A 13,469-nucleotide genomic window follows, 5' to 3' on the forward strand; every position below is an offset into this window, starting at 1 on the left:
TACCGCCAATGAGCCGCAGAAACCGGATCGGCGCATCCTCTTCCATGGGCTTTGCGGATGATGCAGACATCTCGGCCAACGACCGCGACAAGGAAAAACGCGGTGAAGCCAAGCTGCTGGAGGCCGTGGGCGTCATCCGCGACATCGGCGCGACGCATACGTGCGGCCTCCGTGAATTAGCGTTCAGAAATACGCCGTGCCCACAACGTTAAAGCGTCAGCAAGTTTGACCGTTCTGCATCTCGAACACCGTTCGTGCCGTCGAGGCCTCAGGTCGGCATCGCGGCCGAAAGTTTCTCGGCCAGGAAGTCGACGAAAACCCGGATGCGCGCTGGCAGGTTGAGGCCGCCGACAAACACGGCGTGGATCTCTTCGACGTCGCCCGGATTGAACTCTTCGAGCAGGGAAACCAGCCGGCCGGCCGCGAGGTCGTCGGCCACGCTGAAAGCACCGACGCGGGTGATACCGACGCCCGCCAGCGCGAGCTGGCCGAGCGTTTCGCCGTTGTTGGCTTCGATGCTGCCGCGAACACCGAGCACGAGGCCCCGCCCCTCGAACTGGAAAGGCCAGATCGGCTCGCTGCGCCGAAAGTTGAAGTTCAGGCAATTGTGCTGCTCGAGGTCGCGCGGAACCATCGGCGTCCCATGCCGTGCCAGGTAGCCCGGCGCCGCCACGATCATACGGCGGCTGGTGCCGAGCTTACGGGCGACAAGCCCGCTATCGGCCAACTGCCCGAACCGGATACCGACATCGGCCTGCCCGCCCGCGATGTCGACCACCTCGTCGGTCAGGTTGAAATCGATGAGGATATGCGGGTAGCGGCGCGCGAAGTCGCCGAGCAGCGGCACGACGCAGAGCCTCCCGTGCGACAGGGACGCGCTGACGCGAAGGCGGCCGCGCGGCGCGCCTTGATCGGCGATCGTCTGCTCCGTATCGTCGAGGTCGTTCAGGATGCGTCGGGCCGCGGCCAGATAGGCCTGCCCCTCCGCGGTCAGGGTCAGGAGGCGCGTCGTGCGGATGAGGAGCCGGACGCCGAGGCGCGCCTCGATCCGGTCAACCGTCCGGCTCACCGCCGATGGTGTCAGATCGAGGGCGCGGGCAGCCCCTGAGAAACTGCCGGCCTCGATGACCGCGCGGAAAACCTCCAGGGCGCGTGCCCGGTCGCTGTCCACTTGCGCTTTTGCCTGCAACGCAAAGATCCTTCGCCCAGCGCCACCTTAGCTGACGTGTCGGCGCTGTCTATGTTCGCTTGGTCAAGATCAGGTCAGGAGGGTGCATTGGACTACCGTCGATTGGGATCATCCGGGCTGCGGGTGTCGGCGCTGAGCTTCGGTGCCGGCACCTTTGGTGGAGCGGGACCCTTGTTCAGCGCATGGGGCCGCAGCGATGCCGTCGAGGCGCGACGTCTCATCGACATCTGCCTCGAGGCCGGCGTCAACCTGTTCGATACGGCCGACGTTTATTCCGCCGGCGCCTCCGAGCGAATTCTGGGCGAGGCGCTTCGCGGCCGTCGCGACACCGTACTGATCTCCACAAAGACCGGCTTGCCGACCGGCGATGGTCCGGCCGACTGGGGTGTGTCCCGTGTGCGGCTGATCGGCTCCGTCGAAGCCGCGCTGCGCCGTCTCGGCACGGACACGATCGACCTGTTGCAGTTACACGCCTTCGATGCATCCACGCCGGTCGAGGAGCTCATGAAGACGCTCGACGGGCTCGTGGCGTCCGGCAAGGTCCGCCATGTCGGCGTCTCGAATTACCCCGGCTGGCAGCTCATGAAGGCGCTCGGCGTGGCCGACCGGCATGGCTGGCCGCGTTTCGTCGCCCATCAGGTTTATTACTCGCTGATCGGCCGCGCCTACGAGGACGACCTCATGCCGCTCGGCGTCGACCAGGGTGTAGGAGCCTTGGTCTGGAGCCCGCTCGGCTGGGGGCGCCTCACCGGAAGGATCCGCCGGGGCGCTCCCATCCCGTCCGGAAGCCGGCTCCATGAGACCGCCGCCTTCGCGCCGCCCGTCGATGACGAACACTTGTTCGGCGTGGTGGACGCGCTTGAGCACGTCGCCGAGGAGGTCGGCCGAACCGTGCCGCAGGTCGCGCTCAACTGGCTTCTTGGGCGCCCGACCGTGTCATCCGTGATCGTCGGCGCCCGAAACGAGGCGCAGCTCCGCGACAACCTCGGCGCCGTCGGCTGGTCCCTGACGCCGACGCAGGCTGCTGCGCTCGATCGGGCCAGCGCCGTGCTGCCGCCTTACCCGCACACGCCCTACCGGCAGCAGGAAGGCTTCGCGCGGCTCAATCCGCCGCTCGTCTGACACTGGAAGCGAACGATGATCTTCAATGCCCCCCTTCTTGCCCTCGCGATCGGTGCGTTCGGCATCGGCGTGACGGAGTTCGCGCCGATGGGTTTCCTGCCCGTGATCGCGAGTGATCTCGGCGTCTCGATCCCCACGGCCGGACTGCTGATCAGCGCCTACGCGCTCGGCGTCATGATCGGCGCGCCGCTCATGACGCTGACGACGGGTCGGTTGCGCCGCCGCACCCTGCTGATCGGACTGACGGCGATCTTTACCCTCGGCAATCTGCTCGCCGCGGTCTCGACGAGTTATACGATGCTGCTCGTGGCCCGTGTGGTGACGTCCCTCAACCACGGCGCCTTCTTCGGCGTCGGCGCGGTCGTGGCCGCGACCCTCGTTGCGCCCGATCGCCGGGCCGGCGCGGTCGCGGTGATGTTCACGGGCCTGACGGTCGCGAACGTCGTCGGCGTCCCGCTCGCGGCCTGGGCGAGCGACGCGCTCGGGTGGCGGGCCGCGTTCTGGGGCATAGCCGGGCACGGCCTCGTCACCATGGCGGCCTTGCGGTTCACCTTGCCGGATGCGCCGCCACCGCCGAAGGGCAACATGATGGCCGAGCTTCGCGTCCTCGGGCGCGGGCCCGTCCTTGCAGCGCTCAGCCTGACGGTGATCGGCTCGGGCGCCATGTTTACCGTTTTCACCTATGTGGCTCCCATCCTGCGGGTCGAGACCGGCGCGTCGATCGGTTTCGTCTCGGCCATGCTCGTGACCTACGGCCTCGGCTTGACGGTCGGCAACTGGGTTGGCGGACGGTTCGCGGACCGCTCCGTTGACGGGACGCTGGCCATCACGCTCGCGTCCTTGTCGGCCGTGCTGCTCGGCTTGGCGATGCTGATGCCCTACGCTGGACCGACGGCGATGCTGGTGTTTCTCTGGGGCGTGGCGAGCTTCGCGATCGTGCCGCCGCTCCAACTGCGCGTGATGACGGCCGCCGCGGATGCTCCGAACCTCGCCTCGGCGGTCAACATCGGCGCCTTCAACCTGGGCAACGCCATGGGCGCGGCACTCGGTGGCACGGTCATCGCGAGGGGCTACGGCTATCCGGCGGTCGCGATCGCTGGAGCCGCGACCGCGGCCCTCGGGTTCGTGGCGGTCCTCGCCATACGCCGCCTTGGCCAAGCGCCGCACCGGACGCGCGGCCCGGAAGCGGCGGCGTGGGTTGCACCGAATGCCGAAATGCGTTGAACCGCTGACTGGCGTGAGGAGGACAACGATCACTGGGTCATCGTGATCAAAGGCAGCGGCTTATAGGCAATGGACAGCAGCTGCTCCATCGGACCGAAGGAGCCACTGGATTTGCAGTATGTCCCAGTCGGCGCCAATCGCGCGCCCACCCTGAGCGGAGAATTGCGAGGCCATTTCAGGACGTTATGCTGTATTTTGGTGAAAGTCCCGCTTGGTTGCTGATTCACACTATCCGGTGGCGAACCCGAGCGGGGCACTTCAGCCTTGCCCGAATAACGCGAGAAAGTTCGGTTGGCCGTTGGACGCGGCCAGGCCGCCGTCGACCGGGAGGATCACGCCGTTGACGAAGCTGGCGTCATCGCTGGCCAGGAACGCGATCACGGCCGCAACCTCGTCCGGCGTGGCCGGGCGGCCCATCGGCAGGCGTCCGCGGAAAGTCGACATGGCGGCCTCACTCTTCTCCAACTCAGCCGTCGCGTCCGTGCTGGTCAGGCTGGGGGCGACGGCGTTCACCCGGACGCCACGGGCGGCGTATTCCAGGGCAAGCGATCGCGTCAGGTTCGAAACCGCGCCTTTGGCCGCGTTGTACCCGCTTCCACCCCAGTCGCCGCCGAGGCCCGAGGCGGACGACAGGTTGACGATCGAGCCCCTGGTTTTCAGAAGGTGTGGTAGCGCCTCGCGGGCCCCGAAGTAAACGCCGTCCAGGTCGGTCGCCAGCTGACGCCGCCAGTCGGCGGTGGTCAGTTCGGCGAACGGGCCGAAGATTGCGAACCCGGCATTGTTGACCAGCACGTCGAGTCGGCCGAAGCGGGAGACAGTGTCGTCCACGAGCCGCTTGATGTATCCCTCGTCCGACACGTCCCCGGCGTGGATGAGTGATTTGGCCGCGTCGATGCCCGCGATCGTGTCGCGCAGTTTTTGCTCGCGGCGGCCGTTCAGCACGACCGTTGCACCCTCGCGCAGGAACCGCCTCGCGGTGGCCGCCCCGATCCCCGTCCCCGCCCCGGTAACGATGACGACTTTGTCTTCAAAACGCTTCATCATTCACTCCATGTGTTGCCTGGAATTGCCGTCGGGGATGACAGAGCACCGCCGTCCGCAAAACCAAAGTCAGAAGATCCAGTCGACCAGCAATTCGCCGCCGGAGACTTCGAGCACCGTCCCTTTGACGTACGGGTTGGTCATGAGGAAGACGGCCGCGTGCCCGACGTCGGCGGCCGTCCCGAGCTCCCTCGCCGGGAAGTTCGCGCGGACCCTGGCACGGATTTCCTCCACTTTTGCCGCGGGCAGGACGTCCCAGAAGTCGGTATCAATGAATCCGGGCCGGATCTTGTTGACGCGGACCGGCGCCAGCTCCAGGGCGAGCGACTGCGACAGGGATTCGACGGCCGCGAACGTCGGCGTGACCGCGGCCAAGCCGAGTTTCGCCCGAGCCCCAGTGCCGCCTGTGAGGAAGGTCATCGAGCCGCCGGCCTTCAGGTGCGGGGCGGCATGGCGGGCACAGGCCCAGGTGCCCAGGAACTTGCCCTCCAGGTAGCTGCGGACGCCGCTCATGTCGGGGTCCATGAACGATCTCCAGGACCCCAGCTCCGGTCCGGCGGTGACGACGAGGTGGTCAAAGGGGCCGACGGCCTCGAACGCGGCCTGCACGGCCGCCTCGTCCCGGATGTCCAGAACGACGTGGTCAAACGCGGCAAGGTCCGGCCGCTCCTCGGCCGAGACATTGCGGCGGCTGGCGACAGTGACGGCCGCCCCATGGCGTGGGCGGCCTGGGCGACACCGAGTCCGATCGCCTTTTTGCCGCCGCCGCCGACGACACGCTTGCCGGTGAGGTCGAACGACAATGCCGGTGGACGTGCTTGCTCGGTTGCGGGATTGCTCATGACTGTTGTCCTGTCATTTTAACAATCAGAGTCGGCGCGCGAGCGCTTCGACGGGAATGACGGTGAGGCCTGGGCGCGGTGGTCCTCCTCGGCCGCGCGGGCCGGGGCTTCGACCGGCGTGCGTTTTCCGGCGACGGGGCGGATGATGCCCTGGCTGTTCCGCGCGCCGGGCGGCACGCGCCGCCTCCAATCTGACTTCGCACTGATCGTGGACGGTTTGGATGCCGCGCGCACAGCGACGACGCTCGGGATCGGGATCGGGCAGGCCGGCCAGGAGGGCACGGCGGCACTCTTCGCCTCCGGCGGCTCATGACGGTGCTCGACGCCTACGCGCCGCCTCCATGGGCCGTGTGGATGCTGCGCGCTCCGGGGCCTGCGGGACCGGCGCTCGCCGCGGTCATGGAGGCATTCGCGGCGGCGGTTCGTCCAAACGGGAAATGACGCGACAGAGGCGATAGGTCGATCGTGGGCGAAGTGCCAGATGGCGGCGGCGGCAAGCCGACGCTCGTTGGGGCTGTTGTTCTTTGTCTCACAAGGAACCCTGATTCTATGTACGGCGAGTGGTTCCGCGCAAAGCGATATGGCCGCTTTCAACGACCCGGCTGTTCGCGGCGTCTCGGGCGCCGCGACCTTGCTTACTGGTCGGTTTGCTCCGAGGGCGGTTTGCTCTGAGGGCGGTGTGCTCGGGTTATAACGACCACGGTTCTCTTGCGCCGACGTCGGAAGCCCGGTTCAAAGGACTCCCTTGAGTCACATCCGCCCGACCCCTTTCATGTTGCCGACCTCGAACGTGTTCTGCGCGCCGCAGTAGCCGGGGCAGTCGCTCTCGAATTCCCCATGCGCCTCTTTCTCGGTCTTTGCCCTTCTCGAGCGCGGCAAGCTGCCTTCCGTCACTTGCGGAATAGAATCAACCCATCGCATGGCCAGACAGCGCATTGATTATTCTCGAAAATCACTTCTAAATAGAGTAGATCTAAAAGTCACGCTTGGGGGTTAGTTCGAAACGCGTTCTCATTACATTTATTCCAAAACCAATATCTTGTACAATTTGCAACTCTATTCGGACGTGTAGCGCAAAGACTGTATTCGGCGTTGAATGTCATTCGGCGGGCTGGGATACCGCAATTGAGAGGGGCGCTGATCGCGGTCTTCCGGTGGCATGAGTAGGGTCTGGGATGAGTGGGTGCGGCAGGGCATTACGTTTGTGGTCGAGCACCGTCGGAGCACCGCGGAAACAGTATGCATTGGGCGGGGTCTCGGTTCTTGCTCTCGTTGCGATGCTCGGTGCCCATCCCGCATCGGCCCAGACGGCTGGAGCGCCTTCGTCGGGAGGCGCCGTCGAACTCGACACCATCGACATCAAGGGCAAGGGACAGACCGCGACCGGGCCCATCGACGGCTATATCGCGACTGAAAGCGCGGCCGGCAGCAAGACGTCGACGCCGCTGATCAAGACGCCGCAGGCCATCTCGGTGATCGGCGCCAAGGAGATCCGCGACCAGCAGGCGCAGTCAACTGACGAGGCGACGCGTTACTCGCCCGGCATTCACTCGCAGACGTTCGGGTCGGATTCCCGCAACGACTGGTTCCTGATCCGCGGCTTCTCGGAGCAGGAGACTGGTTATTACCTCGACGGGTTGCAGATGTTCTCGACGTCCTTCGCGACGTGGAAGCTGGAGCCGTGGAACCTCGAACGCATCGAGGTCGTGCGCGGTCCAGCCTCGGTGCTCTACGGGGGCGGTAACCCTGGCGGACTCATCAACGCGATCAGCAAGATGCCGACGTTCACGACCTTCGGCCAGGTCGAAGCGGGCGTGAATGAGTTCGGCAATGTCTATGGCGCGGCCGACGTCGGCGGCGTCGCCGGGGCGAAGAACGAGTGGTCGTACCGTTTCACCAGCCTCGGCCGCATTGGCGGCACCCAGACCGATTTCACCGACAATGACAGGATCTTCGTCGCGCCGAGCCTCAGCTACAAGCCGGACGACGCGACACTCCTCACGATCCTCGGCCAATATCAGCACGATTGGACCAACGGCCAGAACTTCCTGCCCTACGAGGGCACTGTCACGAAGGCCCCGTTCGGGCGGATCCCGACCAGCCTCTTCACCAGCGAACCCAGCCTCGACAAGTTCGAACGCGACCAGACGATGATCGGCTACCGCTTCGAGACCGCAATCAACCCCGACGTCATCATCCGGCAGAACACGCGGTACGGCCACCTCGACGTCAATTCCCAGACCCTCTACGGGGTCGGCTACGCGGCGCCACCGACCGCCACGACGGCGGACCTGTCGCGCTTCAACTTCGTCACGACGCCCAGCGTCGATCAGTTGATGACCGACAACCAGGCCGAATTCCACTTCGACACCTGGGCGCTCCACAACGTCGCGTTGTTCGGCCTCGACTACAAGCACTACAACCTGCGGGACTCGCAGGGCTTTGCCCTTGGCCCGACGCTGAGCCTGCTGAACCCCGTCTATACGAACCAGACACCGACGCGTTCGCGCTACAATTCGAACACCACGGTGCTTGATCAGGTCGGCACCTATGCGCAGGATCAGATCAGCTTCGACCGGTTCACCATGGTGCTCTCCGGTCGGCATGATTTCGTCGACCTGAATACCCGGGACCGCGTGACGGGGACCAGCATCGACACCAGTCCGGGTGCGTGGTCCGGCAAGGTCGGGGGCATCTACAATTTCGATAGCGGCTTCTCGCCCTATGTCAGTTACTCGACATCGTTCAACCCGATCATCGGCACCAACTTCTCGACCGGTTTGCCCCTCGTGCCCGAGACCGGCGAGCAGGTCGAGGTTGGACTGAAGTATCAGTCACCGGTTTTGCCGATCACGGCCGGCCTCGCCCTGTTCGATCTGACCCGGCAGAATGTGTTGACCACCGATCCGACCTTTGTGCTCGGCTCCATCCAAAGCGGCGAGCAGCGCTCGCGCGGCCTCGAGGCCGAGGTCAGGGCGCAATTGTCGGATGGATTGAGTGCGATCGGCACCTTCACGGCCTATGAACTGGAGATCACCAAGGATCTCGATCCGACGCTGATCGGCAAGGTGCCGACCAATACTCCGCAGCGGTTCGGCTCGCTATGGCTCGACTACACGATCCCGGTCGGAAATTTCCAGGGGGTCGGCTTCGGTGCGGGCGTGCGCTACAATGGCCAGTCCTTCGCCGATCCGGCCAACACCCTGCGGGTTCCGGAGTTCGTGGTAGGCGATGCCGCGATCCACTACGAGCGCGACCACTGGCGCGCCGCGGTGAACGTCAGTAATTTCACGGACGAAGTCTACGTCGGCTCCTGCTCCTCGGCGACAGCCTGCTTCTACGGCGATCGTCGCAAGCTCAGCGCTTCGTTGGCTTACCGCTGGTGAGCATGGCCGGACGCGATGAGCCCGGCGGCGTCACGACTGCCAGGCTCGAATTGTTGCACGCCGAAGGTGTGGCCGTAAGCGTCGACGGGCGCCTGATCCTGGCGCCGACGACGCTCGCCTTCACGCGCGGACAGGTCGTCGGCATCATCGGGCACAACGGCTCAGGCAAGACGACACTGCTCCGGTGCCTCGCGCGGCAGTACACGCCGACGGCGGGACGCATCAGTCTCGGCGGTCGACCCCTCGCGGCCTGGGGTGCGCGGGCCTTTGCCCGCCAGCTCGCCTATCTCCCGCAGCAGACGCCGGCCTCGACGGGTCTCACCGGTCGCGAGCTCGTCGCTCTTGGACGCTATCCCTGGCACGGCCCGCTCGGCCGGATCGGGCCGCAGGGACGGCTTGCGATCGAGGACGCGATGCGGCTGGCCGATACCGAAGCCTTCGCGGATCGGCTGGTCGATCATCTCTCCGGAGGAGAGCGGCAGCGGGTGTGGATCGCCATGCTGATCGCGCAGGAGACGGGGTTCATTCTGCTCGACGAGCCGATCGCGGCGCTCGACCTCGCTCATCAGATCGCGGTCCTGGGCGTACTCCGCAGCCTGTCGCGCCACCGCAACGCAGGCATCGTGCTCGTGCTCCACGACATCAACATGGCGGCTCGCTTCTGCGACACGATTTTGGCGTTGCGCGGCGGGGCCGTGATCGCCTGGGGCGATCCTGCCGCCATTATGACAGCCGAGGTGCTCGAGACCGTCTATGGCATTCCCATGCGGGTGCTGACCGATGACGCGTCCGGCCATAAGATCGGCGTTCCGGTCTGATGCCGCGCTGGACTCGCCGGGACCTGCTCGCCGCTGCGGCCGCGTCGGCGCTCTCGCGCCCGGTTCTGGCGAAGGAGGCTCCGCCGGCCCGCGTCGCAGCGCTCGATTGGACGCTCGCCTCGACCCTGATGGCCTTGGGTGTCACGCCCGTGGGGGTCGCCGAACAGAGGCTCTACGCGGACTGGGTCGGCCCTCCCGCACTTCCGTCCGGCGTCATCGAGCTCGGTCTTCGTACGGGACCGAGCTTCGAAACGCTCGCGGCCCTCAAACCCGACCTCATCGGCATCAACCCGCTCAACGAAAGCATCCGCTCCCGCCTGGAGATGATCGCCCCGACCTTCAGCAATTCGATCTTCTCGCCCGAACGTGCGCCGCTCGACCGCTGCAAGGTCATGACTCGTTCGCTCGCCGATCGCATCGGGGCCCAAAGCAAGGCGGACGCATTGATCGAACGGACCGACGCGATCCTCGCCGCGGTACGGCAGCGATTGGCCGGTGCCGCGCCTCGGCCGCTGCTGCCCCTGAACATCCTCGATGCACGACACTTCAACCTTTACGGCCGCGGCAGCCTCTACGCCGACGTGCTGCGCGCCGTGGGGCTCGTCAGCGCGTTCGACGGTCCGACGAGTTCGTGGGGCAACGCGGCCGTGGGAATCGAGGCTCTCGCCGATCTGCCGCGCTGCGACCTGCTCGTGATCGCGCCCGTGCCGCACGCCGCATTGCGGATGTTTGAGGGCCCGAGCCTATGGTCCAAGCTGCTGGCCGCCAAAGGCACCCGGCGGATCATGCTGCCTGCGGCCTGGGCCTTTGGCGACCTGGCGGCTGCATCCCGCTTCGCCGTCGATCTCGCGGACGCTTTCACGGCTGAACAGGCGCGGCCGCTATGAGAGTGTCGAAGTCGTTCGCAAGAGGCGGAGAGAGCCAGGCCTGCGCGCTGGCCGCCGTTCTGGCTTTGGTCGGCATTGCGATCACGCTCGGCCGCTGGGTCGGCCAGGTTCCAGGCTCGTCATGGATCGAGGCTGCCTTCCACCCCGCGTCCGGAAATGTCGCGCAACTCGTGTTTCACTTCAGCAGCCTGCCGCGGTCGAGCGTGGCTGCGATGTCGGGGGCAGCCTTGGCAGTCTCCGGAGCGATCTTCCAGCACGTGCTGCGCAATCCGCTCGCCTCGCCGGTGACGCTCGGTGTGTCGTCCGGCGCGCAGCTCGCCTTGGTGGCAGCCACGGTCCTCGCACCGACGACGCTCGGCGCCACTCCTGAAATCACGGCCTTGGCCGGCGGTGTCGCTAGCATGGCGCTCGTCTTTGCCATCGCGTCCGCGCAGGGCCTTTCATCCCCGGCCCTGATCCTGTCTGGCCTCTCGGTCGGCCTGCTCTGCGGCGCGCTCGGCCATGTGCTGAAGCTTTTCAATCAGGAATCTCTCGCCGCCGTCTTTTTGTGGGGCGCCGGGTCGTTCGCGCAGGACGACTGGTCGGTGGCGGCCGCGCTGGTACCCCGGCTCGCTATCCTCACACTTGTCGCCGCATTCCTGATGCGCCCCTTGCGGCTGTTGGGCCTCGCTGACGAAAGCGCGCGCGGCCTCGGCGTTTCGCTCACCCTCTACCGGACGGCAGCGCTTGGCGTGGCGGTCTGCATGGCCGCGAGCGTGACGGCGGCAGTCGGCATGATCGGTTTCGTCGAGATCGCGGCGCCGCTCGCCGCACGACTCGCTGGAGCACGGCGGCTTGGGCCAAGACTTGCCATCGCGGCCGTCATAGGCGCCGCCATCCTGCTGATCGTCGATGCTCTCGTCCAAGCCCTCAACGAGTGGTTCGGAGCCTCCCTGCCGACGGGCGCTGCGACGACCTTTCTCGGCGCGCCTCTGCTGCTGGGGTTGCTCCCTCGCATGCGGGCCGGTGTCGCCGGTGAGACCTCAGGTTGGGCAGAAGCCGGCCGCCGGCTTCAAAGGCCGGGTCGTCTCCTGATGCGGCTTACTCTCCTCACGCTTGTGGCCCTCGTGCTCGCAACCATGATCGGTCGCACCGGGCTAGGCTGGTCGATCATCGGGCCGTATAGCTGGTCGGCCCTCGCTCCATGGCGCGGGCCCCGGACCCTGGAAGCTTTTGCGGGCGGCGCCATGCTGGGCACCGCCGGCACACTGCTGCAGCGCGCGACAGGAAATCCGATGGCCGGCCCGGAGATCCTGGGCCTCGGCGCCGCCGTGATGGTGGGTCTTGCGGGCGCGCTCCTCATCGACCCGGCCGCATCGCAGGTCACGCTCTTCACCGCCGGCGCAACCGGCGCCTTGATCCTGCTCATCGTGCTGATGGGCAGCGGCCTGCGGACGCGCTTTGCCCCCGATCAGCTGTTGCTGACAGGCATCGCCCTGAGCGCGGCGCTCGACGCCGTGATCTTTGCCTTCCTGGCCCTCAACGACCCCCGCGCCGGCGTGCTGCTCGGCTGGATGTCCGGCTCCACGGCCGGCGCCGACGCGAGGTCGACCTCGATCATGGTCGTGCTGGCGGCGATCCTGGTGCCCATCGGACTGCTGTTCGCACGCAGTCTCGACATTCTGCCGCTGGGCGATCCGCTGGCCCGCGAGCTTGGGGTGTCGCTTACGCCGACCCGGTTTGGCATCATGCTTGTCTCAGCCGCGCTCACGGCCGGCGCCGTCTTGAGCGTGGGACCAATGACCTTCGTGGGCCTTATCGGTCCCCACGTGACAGGCCGCCTCGGAGCCCATCGCAGTCTCCTGCAGGTCCCCGGTGCCGCACTGGTTGGCGGCCTCGTGATGGCGCTGGCCGATTGGCTCGGCCGGATCGTCCTGGCGCCGTTCGAAATCCCGGCGGGTCTCGTCGCGGCGCTGATCGGCATTCCCTACCTCGTCGTCCAGCTTCTCCGGCGTGTGCCGGCGCGATCGGCCTGAACTTTGAGTAAGCGTATGAACAAACTCCCCACAGCCGCGCAGGCTCTCATCCTCTGCGGCCTTCTCCTCGCCATCCCGCTTCAGGGGGTGCCAGCCGTGGCTCAGACCACGCCTGAGCCTGCGGCTTCCGCTGTGCCGGCCCAGGCCACACCGACACTGCCCAGCTTAAGTCCACCTCCGACGGCCGTCTCGATCGAACCCGAGACGGTCACCAAGGCACCGGATCCCACACCGGAACACGCTGCGGCAAACCTGATGCTGCCGCATGACCTGTCGCCTTGGGCGATGTTCATCAATGCCGACATCGTGGTGAAAGCCGTCATGGTGGGCTTGGCCTTCGCGTCGTTGGTCACCTGGACGATCTGGCTCGCCAAGACCCTGCAGCTCATCGGCGCCCGGCACCGCGCAACCCGGGCTGTGCGGGCGCTGCTGCAGGCGAATAGTCTCGTCGATCTCGATGGAGCGCGAAGTAACGGTCCTTTGCGCGGCGGCCCGGTCGCGGCCCTCGTCCATGCGGCCGAGCACGAGAAGGAGCGCTCGGCGAGCCTGGCACCGGACGGGATCAAGGAGCGCGTCGCCATCGCGCTTCATCGCATTGAGGCGCGGGCGGCCCGCACCATGACAAAGGGCACGGGCCTCATCGCTACGATCGGCTCGACCGCTCCGTTCGTCGGATTGTTCGGCACCGTCTGGGGCATCATGAATGCCTTTGTGGGCATCAGTCAGGCTCACACCACCAACCTGGCCGTGGTGGCGCCGGGCATCGCCGAAGCGCTGCTCGCCACCGCGATCGGTCTCGTGGCCGCGATCCCGGCGGTCATCATCTACAACGCCTTCGCGCGCTCGATCGCCGGCTACAAGGCGCTGCTCGCCGACGCCTCGTCCGAGGTTCTGCGCCACCTGTCACGCGACCTCGACCGTCGCCTGCATCCGGCGGAGTGATGC

The 13,469-nt window shown here is 66.4% G+C and carries 12 protein-coding genes and 1 pseudogene; 9 read left to right on the top strand and 4 right to left on the bottom strand.

Annotation, left to right across the window (positions count from 1 at the left end):
* The first annotated feature begins 8 nt into the window (after positions 1–8).
* A complete protein-coding gene (locus M8523_RS14325) occupies positions 9–212 on the top strand; it encodes a hypothetical protein (RefSeq protein ID WP_282585552.1) in 204 nt (67 codons plus the stop codon).
* Positions 213–268: 56 nt separating this feature from the next.
* On the opposite strand, the gene M8523_RS14330 is transcribed toward M8523_RS14325, so the two are convergent.
* Complete coding sequence (locus tag M8523_RS14330) at positions 269–1,189, bottom strand: LysR family transcriptional regulator (protein ID WP_282585553.1); 921 nt, start codon at positions 1,187–1,189, stop codon at positions 269–271.
* An 87-nt stretch (positions 1,190–1,276) separates the two neighbouring features.
* Here M8523_RS14330 and M8523_RS14335 point away from each other — a divergent pair, with 87 nt between their 5' ends.
* Complete coding sequence (locus M8523_RS14335; RefSeq protein WP_282585554.1) at positions 1,277–2,311, top strand: aldo/keto reductase; 1,035 nt, start codon at positions 1,277–1,279, stop codon at positions 2,309–2,311.
* Positions 2,312–2,326: 15 nt separating this feature from the next.
* The gene (locus M8523_RS14340; RefSeq protein ID WP_282585555.1) at positions 2,327–3,535 is read left to right on the top strand and encodes an MFS transporter; all 1,209 of its coding nucleotides are present in this window, start codon (positions 2,327–2,329) and stop codon (positions 3,533–3,535) included.
* A 258-nt stretch (positions 3,536–3,793) separates the two neighbouring features.
* On the opposite strand, the gene budC is transcribed toward M8523_RS14340, so the two are convergent.
* Positions 3,794–4,576 (bottom strand): meso-2,3-butanediol dehydrogenase, encoded by a 783-nt coding sequence (gene budC / locus M8523_RS14345; RefSeq protein WP_282585556.1) that lies wholly within the window; start codon positions 4,574–4,576, stop codon positions 3,794–3,796.
* A 69-nt stretch (positions 4,577–4,645) separates the two neighbouring features.
* Complete coding sequence (locus M8523_RS14350; protein WP_282585596.1) at positions 4,646–5,380, bottom strand: SDR family oxidoreductase; 735 nt, start codon at positions 5,378–5,380, stop codon at positions 4,646–4,648.
* A 156-nt stretch (positions 5,381–5,536) separates the two neighbouring features.
* On the opposite strand from M8523_RS14350, the gene M8523_RS14355 reads away from it, so the two are divergent.
* The gene (locus M8523_RS14355; protein WP_282585557.1) at positions 5,537–5,731 is read left to right on the top strand and encodes a type 2 periplasmic-binding domain-containing protein; all 195 of its coding nucleotides are present in this window, start codon (positions 5,537–5,539) and stop codon (positions 5,729–5,731) included.
* Positions 5,732–6,171: 440 nt separating this feature from the next.
* Here M8523_RS14355 and M8523_RS14360 read toward each other — a convergent pair.
* Positions 6,172–6,276 (bottom strand): annotated as a pseudogene (locus M8523_RS14360) (IS481 family transposase); the annotation flags it as partial.
* Between the two features lie 386 nt (positions 6,277–6,662).
* Here M8523_RS14360 and M8523_RS14365 point away from each other — a divergent pair.
* Genes M8523_RS14365 through exbB form a run of 5 tightly spaced genes read left to right on the top strand, consistent with a single transcriptional unit; the run spans position 6,663 to position 13,466 of the window.
* Positions 6,663–8,804, top strand: coding sequence for a TonB-dependent siderophore receptor (locus tag M8523_RS14365; RefSeq protein WP_282585558.1), 2,142 nt, complete (start codon positions 6,663–6,665; stop codon positions 8,802–8,804).
* Positions 8,805–8,806: 2 nt separating this feature from the next.
* The gene (locus tag M8523_RS14370) at positions 8,807–9,622 is read left to right on the top strand and encodes an ABC transporter ATP-binding protein (protein WP_282585559.1); all 816 of its coding nucleotides are present in this window, start codon (positions 8,807–8,809) and stop codon (positions 9,620–9,622) included.
* On the top strand, positions 9,622–10,509 hold the full coding sequence (locus M8523_RS14375; RefSeq protein WP_282585560.1) for an iron-siderophore ABC transporter substrate-binding protein: 888 nt from the start codon (positions 9,622–9,624) through the stop codon (positions 10,507–10,509). The genes M8523_RS14370 and M8523_RS14375 overlap by 1 nt, the downstream gene beginning before the upstream one ends.
* A complete protein-coding gene (gene fhuB, locus M8523_RS14380) occupies positions 10,506–12,524 on the top strand; it encodes a Fe(3+)-hydroxamate ABC transporter permease FhuB (protein ID WP_282585561.1) in 2,019 nt (672 codons plus the stop codon). Before M8523_RS14375 ends, fhuB begins: the two co-directional genes overlap by 4 nt.
* Positions 12,525–12,539: 15 nt before the next feature.
* Complete coding sequence (gene exbB / locus M8523_RS14385; protein WP_282585562.1) at positions 12,540–13,466, top strand: tonB-system energizer ExbB; 927 nt, start codon at positions 12,540–12,542, stop codon at positions 13,464–13,466.
* The last annotated feature ends 3 nt before the right edge of the window (positions 13,467–13,469 follow it).

Origin of the sequence: Lichenifustis flavocetrariae (genome assembly GCF_026130545.1) — a bacterium.
Taxonomy (GTDB): domain Bacteria; phylum Pseudomonadota; class Alphaproteobacteria; order Rhizobiales; family Beijerinckiaceae; genus Lichenihabitans; species Lichenihabitans flavocetrariae.

Excerpts from the sequence above, each read along its gene's own strand:
- M8523_RS14340 (WP_282585555.1), top strand. The coding sequence starts at position 2,327 with ATGATCTTCAATGCCCCCCTTCTTGCCCTCGCGATCGGTGCGTTCGGC.
- M8523_RS14325 (WP_282585552.1), top strand. The coding sequence starts at position 9 with ATGAGCCGCAGAAACCGGATCGGCGCATCCTCTTCCATGGGCTTTGCG.
- fhuB (WP_282585561.1), top strand. The coding sequence starts at position 10,506 with ATGAGAGTGTCGAAGTCGTTCGCAAGAGGCGGAGAGAGCCAGGCCTGC.
- exbB (WP_282585562.1), top strand. The coding sequence starts at position 12,540 with ATGAACAAACTCCCCACAGCCGCGCAGGCTCTCATCCTCTGCGGCCTT.
- M8523_RS14375 (WP_282585560.1), top strand. The coding sequence starts at position 9,622 with ATGCCGCGCTGGACTCGCCGGGACCTGCTCGCCGCTGCGGCCGCGTCG.
- M8523_RS14370 (WP_282585559.1), top strand. The coding sequence starts at position 8,807 with ATGGCCGGACGCGATGAGCCCGGCGGCGTCACGACTGCCAGGCTCGAA.
- budC (WP_282585556.1), bottom strand. The coding sequence starts at position 4,576 with ATGAAGCGTTTTGAAGACAAAGTCGTCATCGTTACCGGGGCGGGGACG.